Source organism: Acinetobacter calcoaceticus ANC 3811 (genome assembly GCF_000399665.1).
Lineage (GTDB): Bacteria > Pseudomonadota > Gammaproteobacteria > Pseudomonadales > Moraxellaceae > Acinetobacter > Acinetobacter calcoaceticus_B.
In genome coordinates this window covers 1,176,746-1,191,841 of sequence record NZ_KB976986.1, presented here as the reverse complement: position 1 = coordinate 1,191,841, position 15,096 = coordinate 1,176,746, and the positions used below count along the sequence as shown (strand labels likewise).

The window sequence follows — 15,096 nt, the reverse complement described above, 5'->3', positions numbered from 1 at the left end:
AAAAGCTAAGCAATCAAAATATTGCTTAGCTTGAGCTATTTTTCATCAAATTATTAGGGGTTAATATTATTTAGATGATTTTAATGGGTTAAGTAGAAGGATGAGACCAAAAGTTAACGGTGTTGCAAAGATCCACCAACTGACAAAACCAATTGAAAATTTATAGTGTTGAATAAGAATAAATGAACATAAACCAAATAATATGAATGCAGCTATTTTAAAGTATCGGTAGTAATTTTGAGCTAATGATTTGAAATAGCCTGTTGATTTCGGTGATCGATATTTTTCACTCGCCATAAATAACAAATACATTCCTAATAAAATGAAGATGAAGGCTATAAAAATCATGAGCTCACCTCAACCTTTAATTTATTCAGCTTTTTTTGAATTTTTTCTACAGCTTTATGCTGAATAGGTTGAATTTTGCAGAATATAAAAATTGCTAAAGCTGCAAAGATCCACAAAAAGATATCTACACGTGCAAATGCCCAATAATTGTTGAAGCTTTGAATATAGTCATATCTAAGTAAATAACTGAGATTTAAGATGGGAAGTGCCATACAGAGCATAATAAAAATGCAAAGTTGAGTTCTCCACAAATGCTGCTTTTTAGTGACTAAAGCAATCATTAAGCTGATGAGCCAAACCAAGAAAAAGCTATAAACTTCATAATTGATTGTGGTTGACGTCACTGTAAAGAGTCGATTCGCGCTTAAATAGGCGACAGTTGCACATGGCAGTCCTACAAAAGTTGCGACATTTAAACGGTCAACTAAATAGTGTCCAAAGTGAAACTTACTATTCTTATTTTGAATTTGGCGTTTAAGGCTCCAGAGTAACAAACCAGAGGCAATCATTACACAGCCTAGAATGCCTGAGAAAAAGAATCCTAAACGAAGTAAAGGCTGAGCAAATGTCGCCATATGCAGCCCATAGACACCCGCATTTAACGTTGCAATAGGACTATTATTCCGTGTATCTGCCAAGACTTTTCCGGTTGAAGCATTTAATGTAATTTGAGCCTGATTACGAGTAATAGAGCGGTCTTCTTGCTGAATAAATGTAATTTGCGTCTGATTAGTGTTTGGATTTTTTACACTAATCGTTGATAAAGGTTGATTACCCCAACTTTGTTGAACTTGGTTCAATAGCTTATCAATAGCTAAGTTTTGAGCAGGCTGAATCGATTGATTCTCAAGCACAGTCTTTGTACGTATTTCGGTAAAATATTGATAAGGGTTTTCAGGGTAAATCTTTTGCATTCCCCAAGGCAGATATAAATAAAAGAAAATAGCTAAGCCCGTAAATGTAATGGTTAAAAAGAAAGGTAGTGCAACGACAGAAGAAATATTGTGAAAGTCTAGCCATGAACGCTGAGACTTAAATGTACGCAAAGTAAAAAAGTCGGTAAATATTTTTTTATGGGTGATAATGCCTGAAATCAAAGCAATCATCATAATAAATGCGGCAAGACATACGATTAATCGCCCAAGTAATATAGGGATGCCAAAAAGTTGGTAATGGAAGCGGTAAAAAAAATCGCCGCCTAGAGTTGCTGAAAGTTGAAGTTCTTTTCCCGTGTTAGCATCAAGTGTGGCATTGCCATAACCACCGTCAGCTTTTTCCCAATACATAGTATTGACGGGACTTTCTGGTGTAGCCACAGTTAAATACCAAGATTTGGCATCTGGAGCGTTTTCTTGTAAATATTGATATGCTGTTTTAATAGCAATATCTTGCTTTACTTCATATTGCGCAAGGGCAGGCTGCATCCATAAATTAATTTCGTGGCGGTAATAAGATAGGCTACCCATTAAGAAAATGGCAAACACGAGCCATCCAAATATTAAGCCAGTCCATGAGTGGAGCCATGCCATAGATTGACGTATACCCTTATGCATAACCCACCATACGCGTTGCAAAAAAGAAAAGGGCGCACAAAAAAATTGATAGCCCAGTGAGTTTCAAAAGTGATTGAACGCAGAAACCAACGATCACAAAGATGACGTAAAATAGAATTGCTATAAATGCTGAGAGACAAATAGCTTCAGCTTTGTCGAGGGTCAAAAGGAAAATTCCAATGAGTCCAAGACTTAAATATGCCATACAGGCAAAGCCCATACCGAAAACTAGCAAGAATCGATAGAAAACTTTTATACGATATGACATTGGGAGATTTACAGTTTTGGACATCTTTACTGACACATACACAAAGAATAATAAGTAAAGCCAATCCCTAAATTGGGATTGGCTACGATATTAATATTTAAACTTTACAGCAACTGTATAGTTGGCAGAAGGACCATAAAAAGCTTGGCCATCTGGAAAACTATTTAAATATTTCTTGTCAAAAATATTATTACCATTTGCTTGAAGCGTAATATGATCGTTGACTTCATAGCTCGCCATTAAATTAACTAAAGCATATGCATCTTGTTTAATTGTACTGTTAACATTTGAATCATATAACTTTATCCCATCTTGCCATTGTAAGCCTGCACCAACTTTTAGCTTCGGTAAAACTGGTGGCGTGTAGGTGGTTAGCACGTTAAGTGTCTGGTTTGGATTATAAGTTCTTGCCTCGCCACCATTCTTAATATCTTTAATACTAAATTGAGCATAGCCGAAAGAAAGATTCACATTATTTGTGATTTGACCTGATAAGCCGACTTCTACACCTTGTGACTCTAAATCACTCGTTGGTACTTTTCGATTAAGTGGATTTCCATCAGAGCTGCGTAGAGGGTAATTATTTTGTTCAGTTTTAAATACTGAAAGTGTTCCTGTTAAACGGTCATCTAACCATGAACTTTTCACGCCCATTTCATAGCTTTTACCATCAATAGGTTTTAAAGCTTGATTGGTATCTTTATCAATACCTGTTTGTGGTCGGAAAATTGAGGTGTAACTCATATAACCTGTATATTCAGGTGTAAAGTTATAAGTTAGTCCAATATATGGTGAGACTTTACTTTCACTATATGACATTGGTGAACCATAACTTTCACCTTTACTTTCAGCTTGGACATAGTTTGCACCCAGTAAAAGTTTTAAATCTTCATTAAGATGTAAGCGTGTCGCAGCATAGATGGAATTAATATTCTGCTTATAGTTTGCGGCTTCTGTGAAATCTGACCAAGTTATAGATTGCGGTGTCCAACTTGACCAATCCGTAGTGGTTGATTTTATAACATTACTATCGTTAATCGTTCCTGTAGATTGTTTATCTTGCTGATGGCTACGTACATAGCTGTAGCCTAAAGATGCCTCATGTTCTCGATTGAAAAGTTTATATGTTCCTTCGAGATTAAAATCGACAGCATGTTTTTCTTGGTGCTCTTGACCACCCCAAGGGGTTAGAGAAACACCTGATCCATCAGCTTTTGGATAACCATAATAATAAAGAAGACGACTATTATGCTTGGTATCAAGATAGTTATAGGTCAGCTTAGCGGTCCACTGATCATTAATTTTTTGCTTTAATTCAACAAAAGCATTTTGTGTTTCATTATCCCAGTGTGCCCAGTCAGGGTTAGGATTATATGAGCGGTCATATGAAATTTGTTTACCATTGGCATCTAGCAAAGGCAGAGCACCCCAGTTGTTTGCATTGGGTTTATTTTGTTCTTGGCTATAACCAGCGGTCAGTAAAGTACTATCTGTCAAATCAGCTTCAATAATACCTGCGAAACCATTTCTCTCTGACGAATATCGATCAAGGTAAGAATCACCAGTTTGCTCATAGCCCATAATACGGCCACGTACTTTTCCACTCGGTATTATTGCGCCAGACACATCAGCTTCATAACGCTGCGTATCCCAAGAACCATAACTTACACCGCCACTTGCTTGGAATTCTTGAGTCGGGCGTTTTCTAATATTATTGATTGTTGCGCTTGGATCACCGAAGGCATTAGTTAAAGAATCAGCACCTTTAACGACTTCTACACGATCATAGAAATAAGTATCAGGATTCGTATTGTTGTAGTTATAACCTGAGAGGGGAAAACCCACGCCGTCAGTTAATATATTTGAAATCTCAAAGCCGCGAGCCATATAAGTGGTTCGCTCAGTTTCTTGATTAGATACGGTTACACCTGGAGTATTTTTTAAAACATCTCGAGTACTGTTAAGTCCGAAATCTTCAATTTGTTGACGAGTAACGACATTAATGGTTTGAGGCGTTTCTTTAGCTTCAATATTAAGCTTGGTTGCGCTACTCGAATTTTTAACATTATATGCTTTGGTCTGTTCAGAAGACTGCTCAGCACTTGTGGCTTTAACTTGAATCGTCTGTAAAGCTTGTACCTCTGAGTCTTGAGCATAAGAGAGGTTCGCATAACAAATCGCACAGGCGATTACGGTAAGCTTAAATGGTCGAGGTGGGATATTCATAAGGTTAAGGATAATGTAAATAATTCTCATTTATTCTATTATTTGTAAATGTTAGCTACAATTCAAATTGCATTGTTAATTTAGATTAAAAAATAGTGAATGAATGTAATTTTAGATAGCTTGTACGATGGCTGCTTTTGGTAAGTACATATCGATCAAGTTCAAGATTGATAAACCTCTATGCTAGAATGCATTATTTCAAATTCTTGGGTAAATCGCCTTGGCAAACCGAAAACTTAAAATAGGCATTGTAGTTGGGGAAGTTTCTGGAGATACGCTCGGCGTGAAACTTATGCGTAGTTTTCGAGAACAAGGAATTGATGCCGAATTTGAGGGAATCGGTGGTCCTCAAATGATTGCTGAAGGTTTTAAAAGTTATTACCCGATGGAAACTCTGTCTGTGATGGGGATTGTTGAGGTATTAAAAGACTTAAAAAAATTATTCGCCGTGCGGGATGGTCTAATTAACCAATGGACTCAAAATCCCGTTGATATTTTTATTGGTATTGATGCACCAGACTTTAACCTCAGACTTTCTAAAAGTATTAAAGAAAAGAATCTTCCAATAAAAACAGTCCAATATGTCAGTCCTTCAGTCTGGGCGTGGCGCCAAGGACGTGTTCATGGCATTAAACAAAGTATAGATTTAGTACTTTGCTTATTTCCTTTTGAAAAAGTTTTTTATGAACGATATGAAGTTCCAGCAGCGTTTGTAGGTCATCCATTAGCTAAACAATTGCCACTTGAGAACCCAATTCAAATTGCCAAACAGCAATTAGGTCTTAATGAAAATCAAAAACATATTGCTTTGTTACCAGGTAGTCGAAAAGGTGAGGTAGAACGACTTTTGCCTATGTTGCTTGGAACTGCCAATATTCTGCATAAGAAATATCCAGACATTCAATTTTTAATTCCCGCAATTAACGATGCACGTAAACAGCAGATTGAGCAGGGTGTTGAACAATTAGCACCTCATTTAAAAGCTGTAATTCATATTTTAGAAAATACAGATAGTGAGTCTAAAGTTGGCCGTATGGTCATGAATGCAAGTGATATCATTGCTTTAGCTTCTGGGACTGCAACATTAGAAGCCATGCTCATGCATAGACCGATGGTCACTTTCTATAAGTTGCATTGGTTAACTTATATAATTGCTAAGCTTTTGGTGAAAATTCCTTATTATTCTTTACCTAATATTATTGCGGGTAAGAAAGTCATTGAAGAGCTTATTCAGGCTGATGCAACTCCAGAAAATTTAGCTGCTGAAATAGAAAAGCTAATGAATGTTGAGACAGCTCAAATTCAAGTAATGCAACATTTAACCATGCATAAACAGCTTATTTCTGGAAATACAGAAGATCCAGTACAGGCAATTTTGCAATGTCTGGCGAGTTAACTTTTAAGATTGTGATTGGCTAATTGCTTTTAAGCCAGCTAATGAAAATTTCTTAAAATGTTCAACTAAATCGTGTAATGGCATCTGGGCAATTTTTTTAAGTGGCTCAGGTGCTTGAGCATTGGGTCCGGCAATAATGAGCATCATGCAAGGTGTCATCACGCTTAAAATACAAGGCAACACCGCTGGATCATTTTCATCCAAACCAGCAACTTGACTAATGAGCTTACGAATAAGAAAAAATTTCCTCATACCTGCAACTTCAATAAAATTTAATAAATGCTCAGAAGGTGAAAATAGTTCACGAATAAACACCTTGCCATGCCAGACATCTTTTTCAGTTAATTTATGCAGCAAGGTCTCAAGTAATAAGCTTAATTTTTCTTCTGGTGAGTGAGTACTTTCAACAAGTTCTAGTAAATATTTTTCATCTAGATAGTGAGCGTGAGCTTCCAATAAAACAGCTTGATATAGCCCGTCTCGACCATCAAAGTGATAATTAATCGCAGCTAAATCGACATTTGCAGCGTTGGCAATCGTTTTGTTCGCTGTATTTGCAAAACCATATTGAGCGATTAAAGTTCCTGCTGCCTCAATAATTTTAGACTTGGTCAAGTCACCATCACTTCGTCTAGATCTGGACATGTTTAACCCTAATTTTTACTCACCATAAAAGTATATCTTTTATTCAAAGATTGGAGTAATTTAAATTTAAATTGAATTTAAACTAAGAAAATTTGAATTTAATAAGAAGGCCAATAAGATGAATAAAAAAGTGATTGCCGTCGTCTTGCTTATTATCGCCGTAGCTTTAATTGGTTTTTGGGCGTGGAAATATCATAATAAAAAACAATCAGATAGTTTTTTGACTTTATATGGAAATGTTGATATTCGCCAAGTTTCACTTGCATTTGAACAGTCTGGCCGTATAGAGAAACTTTTAGTTCAAGAGGGAGATAAAGTCCAAGCTGGCCAATTACTAGCGACTCTTAATACCAATGCATTACAGATTCAGGCAAAGCAAGCTCAAGCACAACTTAAAGCTCAACAAGAGGCAATTGTTAAACAAGATGTGGGAGCTCGCCCAGAAGAAATTAGTCAAGCAAAAGAACAACTTGCTTCTGCCCAAGCAGAGCTTGATAAAACCAATAAAAACCTGCAACGCTTACAAATTTTGGTAAGTAGTACTGATGGTCGGGCAATTAGCCAACAAGAGCTAGACTATGCCAAAAGTAATAAAGATAGTGCTGAGGCAGCGGTCCGTGAAAGACAAGCTAATTTAGAGTTGATCATTAAAGGTGCTCGACAAGAAGATCGTGAAGCGACCAAAGCACAGTATGAAGTAACTAAGGCTAATTTAGATCTAATTAACTATAATCTTACTCAAGCTGAATTAAAGTCTCCTGTAAATGCAGTGGTCCGAGCACGCCTACAGGAAGTTGGTGATATGACAACTGCTCAAAAGGCCGTTTATACATTGGCATTGACTGATCCTAAATGGATTCGTGTGTATGTAAACGAACAAGATTTAAGCTCTATTAAAATGGGCGGCACGGCTCAAGTTATTCGTGATTCTTATCCTAATCAGCCCATTAATGGAAAAATTGGCTATATATCTTCAGTGGCTGAGTTCACACCAAAAACAGTACAGACCGAAGAGATTAGAACAACACTGGTTTATGAAATTCGAGTATATGTAAATGATCCGAATGATCAATTAAAAATGGGTCAACCTGTGACTGTAAAAGTGCCACTTGCTTCAGGTGAAAAAGCTCATGACTGATGAAAAAGCAGTGGTTCAAGCACATAATTTATTCATGACTTTTAAGGCTGAGAGTAAAAAGTCAGCAGATATTAGTGCAATTGTTGATTTGAATATGCAAATTAACAAAGGAGAACTTACTGCTTTGGTTGGTCCAGATGGTTCAGGGAAAACAACTTTATTAAGGTTAATTGCAGGACTATATAAAGCCACTTCGGGTTCACTAAATGTACTTGGAATTGACGTGAGTAAAAACCCACAAGCTGTACAAGACCGTATTAGCTATATGCCACAACGTTTTGGACTCTATGAAGATTTAAGCGTACAGGAAAATTTAGATTTATATGCCGACTTACACGGCGTTTCAAAGGACGTACGTAGTCAAAGATTTAAACGTTTATTGGAAATAACGGATCTTACTCAGTTTACGCAACGTCTAGCAGGTCAACTTTCTGGTGGGATGAAACAAAAACTAGGGCTGGCATGTACTTTAGTTCGTTCCCCAGAATTGCTCTTACTTGACGAGCCTAGTGTTGGGGTGGACCCTTTATCGAGACGAGATTTATGGATCATTATTGAACAGCTTGTTCAGGAAGAAAACTTAAGCGTAATTATAAGTACTGCTTATATGGATGAGGCAGAAAAATGTGCCTACGTATATATCATGCACGAAGGCAAAATTTTAAAACAAGGTTCACCTGAACAATTAAAAGAAATAGCACGTGGACAAACATGGAATATAAAACCTTCAGAGCAGATTAAGGCTCGGACCTTACAAGCCCAGTTACTTGATAACCATTTAGAGATTATTGATGCTGTTCCAAAGGGTGAACAAGTGAACTTTATTAGTCGTCAAAAAGAGCTATCAGCTAATACTTTACCTGAAGGGCTAAAAGCCAATGCGCGACCACCTGAACTTGAAGATACATTTATGATGCTTTTGCAGCAGACTCAAAAGCAACCAAAACATCTACCTATTTCTGAGCAAGCAGTTCAATTAGAACAAATCGATAATTTAAAGTCAGAGCAACCTATCATTGTGGTTAAAGATTTAGTCCGAACTTTTGGAGATTTTACTGCCGTTGCCAATACATCTTTTGATGTGCAGCGTGGTGAAATCTTTGGATTACTTGGACCTAATGGGGCTGGTAAAACGACAACATTTCGAATGTTATGTGGATTGCTACCAACAAGTAGCGGGTATTTGGAAGTTGCTGGGAAAAACTTACGGACAGCTCGTGCTGAGGCAAGAGCCAAAGTTGGATATGTCTCTCAAAAATTTGCTCTGTATAGCAATTTAACTATCTTAGAAAACTTGAAGTTTTTTGGGGGAGCTTATGGGTTATTTGGCAAAAAACTAAATCAACAAATTGATAAAGCCTTACAGCAATACGATTTAAAGCCTCATAGTAAAAGTGGTGATTTACCGGGTGGGTATAAACAACGACTATCTATGGCTACTGCACTATTACATGAACCAGAAATTTTATTTTTAGACGAACCCACGAGTGGAATTGACCCGCTTGCACGGCGATCATTTTGGTACAGCATTGGTGAACTGGCAAATCAGGGCATTACCATCATTATTACGACGCATTTTATGGAGGAAGCAGAGTATTGTGACCGCATTGCCATACAAGATGCTGGAAAGTTATTGGCCTTAGGGTCTCCCCAACAAGTCCGTAAATTGGCAAGTAAAGATAAACATATTGCTGACATGAATGAGGCTTTTATAGCAATTGTGGAACAAGCACGCGCGTTAAGGCACGCTGGTTAGGAGGTCTACAATGAGCTTTGGATTTTGGAATCGATTGACCGCGTTAGTTCGTAAAGAAACTAAGCAGCTCATTCGTGATAAAAGCAGCCTCGGGATTGGTTTGGTTTTGCCTGTTATTTTAATTCTACTGTTTGGTTATGGACTTTCTTTTGACTTAAATCAGGCTCGAGTCGGAGTTGTCGTTGATCAGTCTTCACCACAAATCAGTCAGGTTTTAGCTGGTTTAAATGGCTCACGATATTTAGCTAGTCAAGAGTTTCATAATTTGCCTGAAGCAGAGCAGGCCATTCGAGATGGAGAAATTGATGCCATTTTGCATTTTCCTTCAGATTTTGCCAGTCAGGCGCAGCAAGGTAATGCCAAGGTTCAACTATTATTAAATGGTACATCCACTACCATAGCAACAGCCTTAGAAGGTTATGTTGCAGGTGCTTTATCTACCGCACCGTCTATACAGTTTGACCGTAGCCCAATATTAGCAACGTCAAGGGCCGTTAATATTGAACAACGAATATGGTTTAACGAATCTGGAAATAGTACTTGGTTTTTAGTCCCTGGCTTAATGGTACTTATTTTAACTTTAATTGGCGCATTTTTAACGGGGCTGCTTATTGCCCGTGAAAGGGAACGGGGAACTCTAGAGGCTTTATTTGTTACGCCTGTACGGCCATTTGAAATTGTATTAGCAAAACTCATTCCCTATGTGGTGGTCGGCATGATTGATATCATGATCTGTATTGTTGCTGCATATTTTATTTTTGAAGTGCCTATGCGCGGTTCATTATTCTCAATTTTGTCTGCTTCATTTCTCTATTTAGTTGTTTCTTTATTACTTGGTTTAACTATATCAGGCTTTGCTCAAAGTCAGTTTCAGGCGAGTCAAATTGCCTTATTGGCAAGTTTTATGCCCGCGCTGATGCTTTCTGGGTTTGTTTTTGATACACGCAACTTGCCTTTGGTTGTGCAAATTATTAGTCAGTTACTACCGGCTACACATTTTATGATTTTAATTAAAACCTTATTTATGGGAGGTGATGATTGGAAGTTATGGTTTAAAGAATGCGGTTTTCTGGTGGGATATATCATTATTTTGATATGGGCTGTGAACTTTTCACTGAAAAAACGGTTGAGATAAAGTTATGTGGCAGCAACTAATCGTTTGGCTGAAACATTTAAGTTTTTTAGTTAAAAAAGAATTCTTAACCATTTTTAGTGACCCTGCAAATAGAGTCATTCTATTTGTACCAGCCCTCATGCAGGCACTTTTATTTGGTTACGCTGCAACTTATGATGTTAACCGTGTGGATTATGCAATTTTAGACCAGAGCAATGGGCAGGTTTCACATGAACTCATCTCAAAACTAGATGGCTCTGGTATTTTTAAGTGTGTTGCAACACTTGAATATACTGAACAAATCAAGCAGGTCATTGATAGTCGTCAGGCATTGGTCGTAATCACGATTCCATCAGACTTTGAAGACAAATTAAATAATAACCAAAGCTCTCCTATACAAGTCATTGTTGATGGCAGGAACTCTTCAACTGCTGTTGTAGCTGGTTCATATCTAAATAAAATTGTTGGTCAGTTTAATCAGCAAAAATTTAACTCAGCTTTGCCGATTAGCCTTGAAACAAGAACATGGTACAACCCAAATCAAGAGTCTAGATGGAGCCTAATGCCTTCATTAATTGCGGCCTTAAGTATGATGCAAACATTACTTTTATCTGCTTTATCAGTTGCGCGGGAACGTGAACAGGGTACGTTTGATCAGTTGTTAGTTACGCCATATACACCATTACAAATTATGATTGGTAAGGCGTTGCCGCCAATTTTTGTAGGGCTGATGCAGTCAACCATTATTTTATTGATTATTTTATTCTGGTTCAAAATTCCCATGAATGGCTCTATTGGGCTGCTTTATTTTGGTTTATTGAGTTTTAATGTGGCTGTAGTTGGGGTGGGCTTATCAATTTCGGCGTTATCTTTAAATATGCAACAAGCCATGCTTTTTACGTTTTTATTGATTATGCCTTTGATGTTACTTTCAGGTTTACTTACTCCCATAGAAAACATGCCGGAAGCATTACAAATAGCAACGTATGCAAACCCCTTAAGGTTTGGAATTAACTTGGTACAACGGGTTTATTTAGAGGGTGCAAGCTTTGCACAAGTCAAATTCAACTTTATTCCAATGATCATTCTGGGAATAGTGACTTTGCCTTTGGCAGCTTGGCTATTTAGAAATAGATTATCTTAATTAAAAAGCCCCATTTTAGGGGCTTTAAAACTTACTTAGGCACGTATAATGAGTTCGTAACCCGTATATTTACGGATGTTAATAACACCAATATCAAAGATTAAATATTGCCCTTTAATACCTTGTAATACACCACGAATTTTTGGTGTTTTATCTAGGTTTAGAGACTTAATTTTTTCAGGATATTGTTCAACTGGGTAAACAAATTCACGTGGTAACTCATCTTCTAAGAATTCAACAGTTTCGTTAAATTCAAGATTTTGGCTAAATTCCTCACGAATAGTTTGGATTTTCGGTGCAAACTCTTCGATTAACTGATCACGTTGTTCTGTCAGTTTCAGAGGTTCAGCTTCTCCCTTAAGAAGTTTACGCCAATCAGTTTTGTCAGCAACCAAAGAACCAAACATAGTTTCAAGTTGACCAGATAAACGGCGTGATCCAACTTTTAAAATAGGTAAGGCTTGGGTTGCGCCTTGATCTAACCAGCGACCTGGCATGTGATTGACACGAGTAATCCCCACCTTTAAAGCACTCGAATTTGCCAAATACACAATATGAGGTTGGAAACAAACATTGTGGGCAAAATCATCTTCACGGCACGTACCTAAGTGGTAGTGGCACGTTTCTGGTTTCATAATGCAGAGGTCACATTCTGCTTTAGTTTTAAAGCATTTAAAGCAGTGGCCTTGAGAATAAGACTTCGGTGTTTTAGTGCCACAAGAGGTGCAATAAATATTACCTGTCCATTCGATTTCTAGTTCTTGTCCTAAATTAAAAGGAAGATCAATTTCTGAACGGTCTAATACAAATTTGTATTCAACATTTGCCTTGGTTGTCTGTTGATCAGTTACACTAGCATCTTTTAGGTCTGCATGCATTTTATGGCAAATGCCTTGTAGTTCCATAAAGTTTAAACTCACATCTTTCAATTAAGGGTTGCAGTTATGGCTGAGCAAAATGTCATCACTTCTATGCTAGACGATTTATCAAACGAACAGCCCATTCATACTGCACTTTGTATTGGCCAGAAAATTGACCAGAATAACGCAATTCAATGGCACTATTTTACCGTAACTGAGCTTTTAAGTCTGCCTTTTACTCAGCGTTATGACTTGGGTTTTGTATTGTTTGATACAGATGAAATGCAGAACATAACTGAAGTACAAAAATCACAATTATTAGTAAAACTACGTGACTTATTAGCAAAACGAATTGTTGTAGTAAGTAAACGCAGTGATGAACAGTTATTACGTTCTTTAGGTTTCACGCAACTCATTGATAAAACTTCACATGATAGTGATTTTGCTTTATGGCAATTTAACATTTTGACCTATAAGCATGTTCCAGATTGGTTTAATTCAAAGTTCTGGGCAAACCCAGAGAACTGGAATAAATTCCGCTGGTAAAATGGCACCAAATCTCTTTCAAAATTTAACAATTTGGCTTTTGCTGTCTTAACAAGAATCCGCGTATGCTCGTGTATAAACCATACATAAGAGTTACACATGACAAATTTAAGCAACATTGTAGAAGTTTTGGCCCAGCAGGCTTTAGGTGGGAACCAGCAAGCATCAGGTCAAGGTGGTTTAGGTGGAATTTTAGGTTCAGTACTCGGGCAAATGGGGGGCAATACTTCTTCTGGCGCACAAGGCGGTCTTGGAGGAGTACTAGGTTCTGTATTGGGTCAAGTGACTGGAAATAATAATAATGCACCTCAAGCCGGTGGTGGCGTACAAAGTTTATTAATTGCAGTTGTACCTTTAATTTTAGGTTGGGTTCAACAACAGGGTGGTTTGCAGGCTGCTTTAGAAAAGTTAAAAGGTGCGGGTTTAGGTAATCAAGTTCAAAGCTGGGTTGATCCAAATCAAAGTAATAGCGAAGTTCCTACTCAACAATTGCAGAGTTTATTTAATCCAGCTGACATTGAACAAGTTGCTGCGCAAGCTCAAGCTCCAAAAGAGCAAGTTTACGGTGCAATTGCTTCAGTCTTACCTCAAGTCATTGACTCATTAACACCTCAGGGTGACAGTACCGATCATCAAGAAGCAAACCAAGATATTCAAAACGTGATGAATCTTGTAAGTGGTTTCTTAAAGTAAGCTACAAACTAAAAAAGCCGGTATAAAAATATCGGCTTTTTTAATCTGAACAAAAAAATAAAAGGGCATTAGCCCTTTTATTTTAGATATGAATCAAAGATAACTAATTAGAAGTTATATTCGATACCAGTACCTACAACAGTTTGCTTGTCGTCATCATTTAACCAGTCGCGTTTTTGTTGAGCAACGATACCGTAGAACCGAGCTTGTTTGTTGATTTGGTAATCAAGACCTAAGCCGTACAAATCAATTTTACGATCTGATTGACCACTTACTTGGGTTTCAGCTGAAGCATATTCTGCTTTCACTTTAAGTTTAGTGTTAGGAATTTTATAAGCAGCTGTTACTGCATATGCTTGTTCCTCTAAACCACGGTAAGCCTTACCAGCTTTATCGATTGAACCATCTGATTTATATGATTGACCATATGCAGTCAAATCATCAGTAGGTTCAGCATGTTGCCATAAAGCACCTACAACAAAGCCAGATTTTGCGATGTCATAAGAACCTGTTACACGGTAAGCATCTGTATAAACATCTTTCAGACCGTAAGCAGCATATTTACCTTTAATACCGAAGTCACCAGCGGCAGCCACTGCTAAGCCAAGGTCTTTGTTTTCATAACCAAGAGAAGTTGATACTGAGTCAAAGCTATCATTTTTGCTGTCTTTACCAGTTTCACCATCTTTACTGTCAGAAGTACTTTCGCCAGTTTGAGCCATGATGTTGAACGTTAAACCAGCTAATAATTTAGGGTCTAATTCAAAACCTACTACGTTATCTAAGCGGTTTTCGCCGTACATGATATTGGTAATATCTAAACGTGTATCGTCATTAAAGATGTCTTGGTTACCACCAGCAGCGGTTTTAAAGTAAGAGTCATATTTACCTACTTTTAAAGTACCAACACCTTCAGTTTTTAAACCGATGAAACGGTTACGAGCGCTAAGGTCACTATCAGAACCTGAACCATCAGTAGAAATTGCCCATTCAGCTAAATAAACAGCAGATAACTTGTCAGTTAATTTCTCTTCGCCTTTTACCCCAATGCGAGAAGAGTTTGAGTTAACTTCGGTAACATCACTTTTACCATCGAAATTTTTATTATCAACTTGGTTAATAGAAACATTTAGTTTGCCATACAAAGTTGGCGCTGCTTGCACCGCGTTTATGCTCAAAGTTGCAACTGCGGCAGCGAGTAGCAATTTCTTCATTGAGATTTCTCCAAAAGGTATTTAAAAATGGCGTATGCCTAGTTAACTATTTATTTTGTAGTTGACTTATGTACAAAAAGTTACAAAAGCTCACCAACTTGCTAAGCAGTATCGGCAAACTTTGTGACAGGGGCGTGAAAAATAAATGACAGTTTTATGACGATTAAAATTTAGAAATAAATTAATTATTTTAAT

The 15,096-nt window shown here is 37.3% G+C and carries 14 protein-coding genes; 7 read left to right on the top strand and 7 right to left on the bottom strand.

The window, feature by feature from the left end; genetic code table 11:
* Window positions 1–66 precede the first annotated feature (66 nt).
* The 4 genes from F935_RS06830 to F935_RS06815 form a co-directional block, all read right to left on the bottom strand.
* Complete coding sequence (locus F935_RS06830; RefSeq protein WP_016138241.1) at window positions 67–348, bottom strand: hypothetical protein; 282 nt, start codon at window positions 346–348, stop codon at window positions 67–69.
* Window positions 345–1,901, bottom strand: coding sequence for a PepSY-associated TM helix domain-containing protein (locus F935_RS06825; RefSeq protein ID WP_016138240.1), 1,557 nt, complete (start codon window positions 1,899–1,901; stop codon window positions 345–347). The genes F935_RS06830 and F935_RS06825 overlap by 4 nt, the downstream gene beginning before the upstream one ends.
* The gene (locus F935_RS19015) at window positions 1,894–2,193 is read right to left on the bottom strand and encodes a hypothetical protein (protein WP_035366115.1); all 300 of its coding nucleotides are present in this window, start codon (window positions 2,191–2,193) and stop codon (window positions 1,894–1,896) included. The genes F935_RS06825 and F935_RS19015 overlap by 8 nt, the downstream gene beginning before the upstream one ends.
* Window positions 2,194–2,259: 66 nt before the next feature.
* Window positions 2,260–4,395 (bottom strand): TonB-dependent siderophore receptor, encoded by a 2,136-nt coding sequence (locus F935_RS06815; RefSeq protein WP_016138239.1) that lies wholly within the window; start codon window positions 4,393–4,395, stop codon window positions 2,260–2,262.
* A 220-nt stretch (window positions 4,396–4,615) separates the two neighbouring features.
* Between F935_RS06815 and lpxB the strand changes: the two genes are divergently transcribed.
* A complete protein-coding gene (gene lpxB, locus F935_RS06810; protein ID WP_035366112.1) occupies window positions 4,616–5,791 on the top strand; it encodes a lipid-A-disaccharide synthase in 1,176 nt (391 codons plus the stop codon).
* A gap of 3 nt (window positions 5,792–5,794) precedes the next feature.
* Here lpxB and F935_RS06805 read toward each other — a convergent pair whose 3' ends face one another.
* Window positions 5,795–6,436, bottom strand: coding sequence for an error-prone polymerase regulator EppR (locus tag F935_RS06805; protein ID WP_016138237.1), 642 nt, complete (start codon window positions 6,434–6,436; stop codon window positions 5,795–5,797).
* Window positions 6,437–6,554: 118 nt separating this feature from the next.
* Here F935_RS06805 and F935_RS06800 point away from each other — a divergent pair, with 118 nt between their 5' ends.
* Genes F935_RS06800 through F935_RS06785 form a run of 4 tightly spaced genes read left to right on the top strand, consistent with a single transcriptional unit; the run spans window position 6,555 to window position 11,588 of the window.
* Window positions 6,555–7,574 carry an HlyD family secretion protein gene (locus F935_RS06800; RefSeq protein ID WP_016138236.1) on the top strand — a complete coding sequence of 340 codons (1,020 nt, stop codon included), beginning with the start codon at window positions 6,555–6,557 and terminating at the stop codon, window positions 7,572–7,574.
* Window positions 7,567–9,330, top strand: a complete 1,764-nt coding sequence (locus F935_RS06795) for an ATP-binding cassette domain-containing protein (protein WP_016138235.1) — start codon at window positions 7,567–7,569, stop codon at window positions 9,328–9,330. Before F935_RS06800 ends, F935_RS06795 begins: the two co-directional genes overlap by 8 nt.
* 10 nt (window positions 9,331–9,340) lie before the next feature.
* A complete protein-coding gene (locus tag F935_RS06790) occupies window positions 9,341–10,465 on the top strand; it encodes an ABC transporter permease (RefSeq protein WP_016138234.1) in 1,125 nt (374 codons plus the stop codon).
* Between the two features lie 4 nt (window positions 10,466–10,469).
* Window positions 10,470–11,588 (top strand): ABC transporter permease, encoded by a 1,119-nt coding sequence (locus F935_RS06785; protein WP_016138233.1) that lies wholly within the window; start codon window positions 10,470–10,472, stop codon window positions 11,586–11,588.
* Between the two features lie 35 nt (window positions 11,589–11,623).
* Here F935_RS06785 and F935_RS06780 read toward each other — a convergent pair whose 3' ends face one another.
* Window positions 11,624–12,493, bottom strand: a complete 870-nt coding sequence (locus tag F935_RS06780; protein ID WP_016138232.1) for a DUF2797 domain-containing protein — start codon at window positions 12,491–12,493, stop codon at window positions 11,624–11,626.
* Window positions 12,494–12,532: 39 nt separating this feature from the next.
* Here F935_RS06780 and F935_RS06775 point away from each other — a divergent pair, with 39 nt between their 5' ends.
* On the top strand, window positions 12,533–12,994 hold the full coding sequence (locus tag F935_RS06775) for a DUF6231 family protein (RefSeq protein WP_016138231.1): 462 nt from the start codon (window positions 12,533–12,535) through the stop codon (window positions 12,992–12,994).
* A 99-nt stretch (window positions 12,995–13,093) separates the two neighbouring features.
* The gene (locus tag F935_RS06770) at window positions 13,094–13,687 is read left to right on the top strand and encodes a YidB family protein (RefSeq protein WP_016138230.1); all 594 of its coding nucleotides are present in this window, start codon (window positions 13,094–13,096) and stop codon (window positions 13,685–13,687) included.
* 107 nt (window positions 13,688–13,794) lie between these two features.
* Here the strand turns inward: F935_RS06770 and F935_RS06765 are convergent, their stop codons facing one another.
* Entirely contained in the window at window positions 13,795–14,901 is a 1,107-nt protein-coding gene (locus F935_RS06765; protein ID WP_016138229.1) for a porin, read from the bottom strand.
* Window positions 14,902–15,096 lie beyond the last annotated feature (195 nt).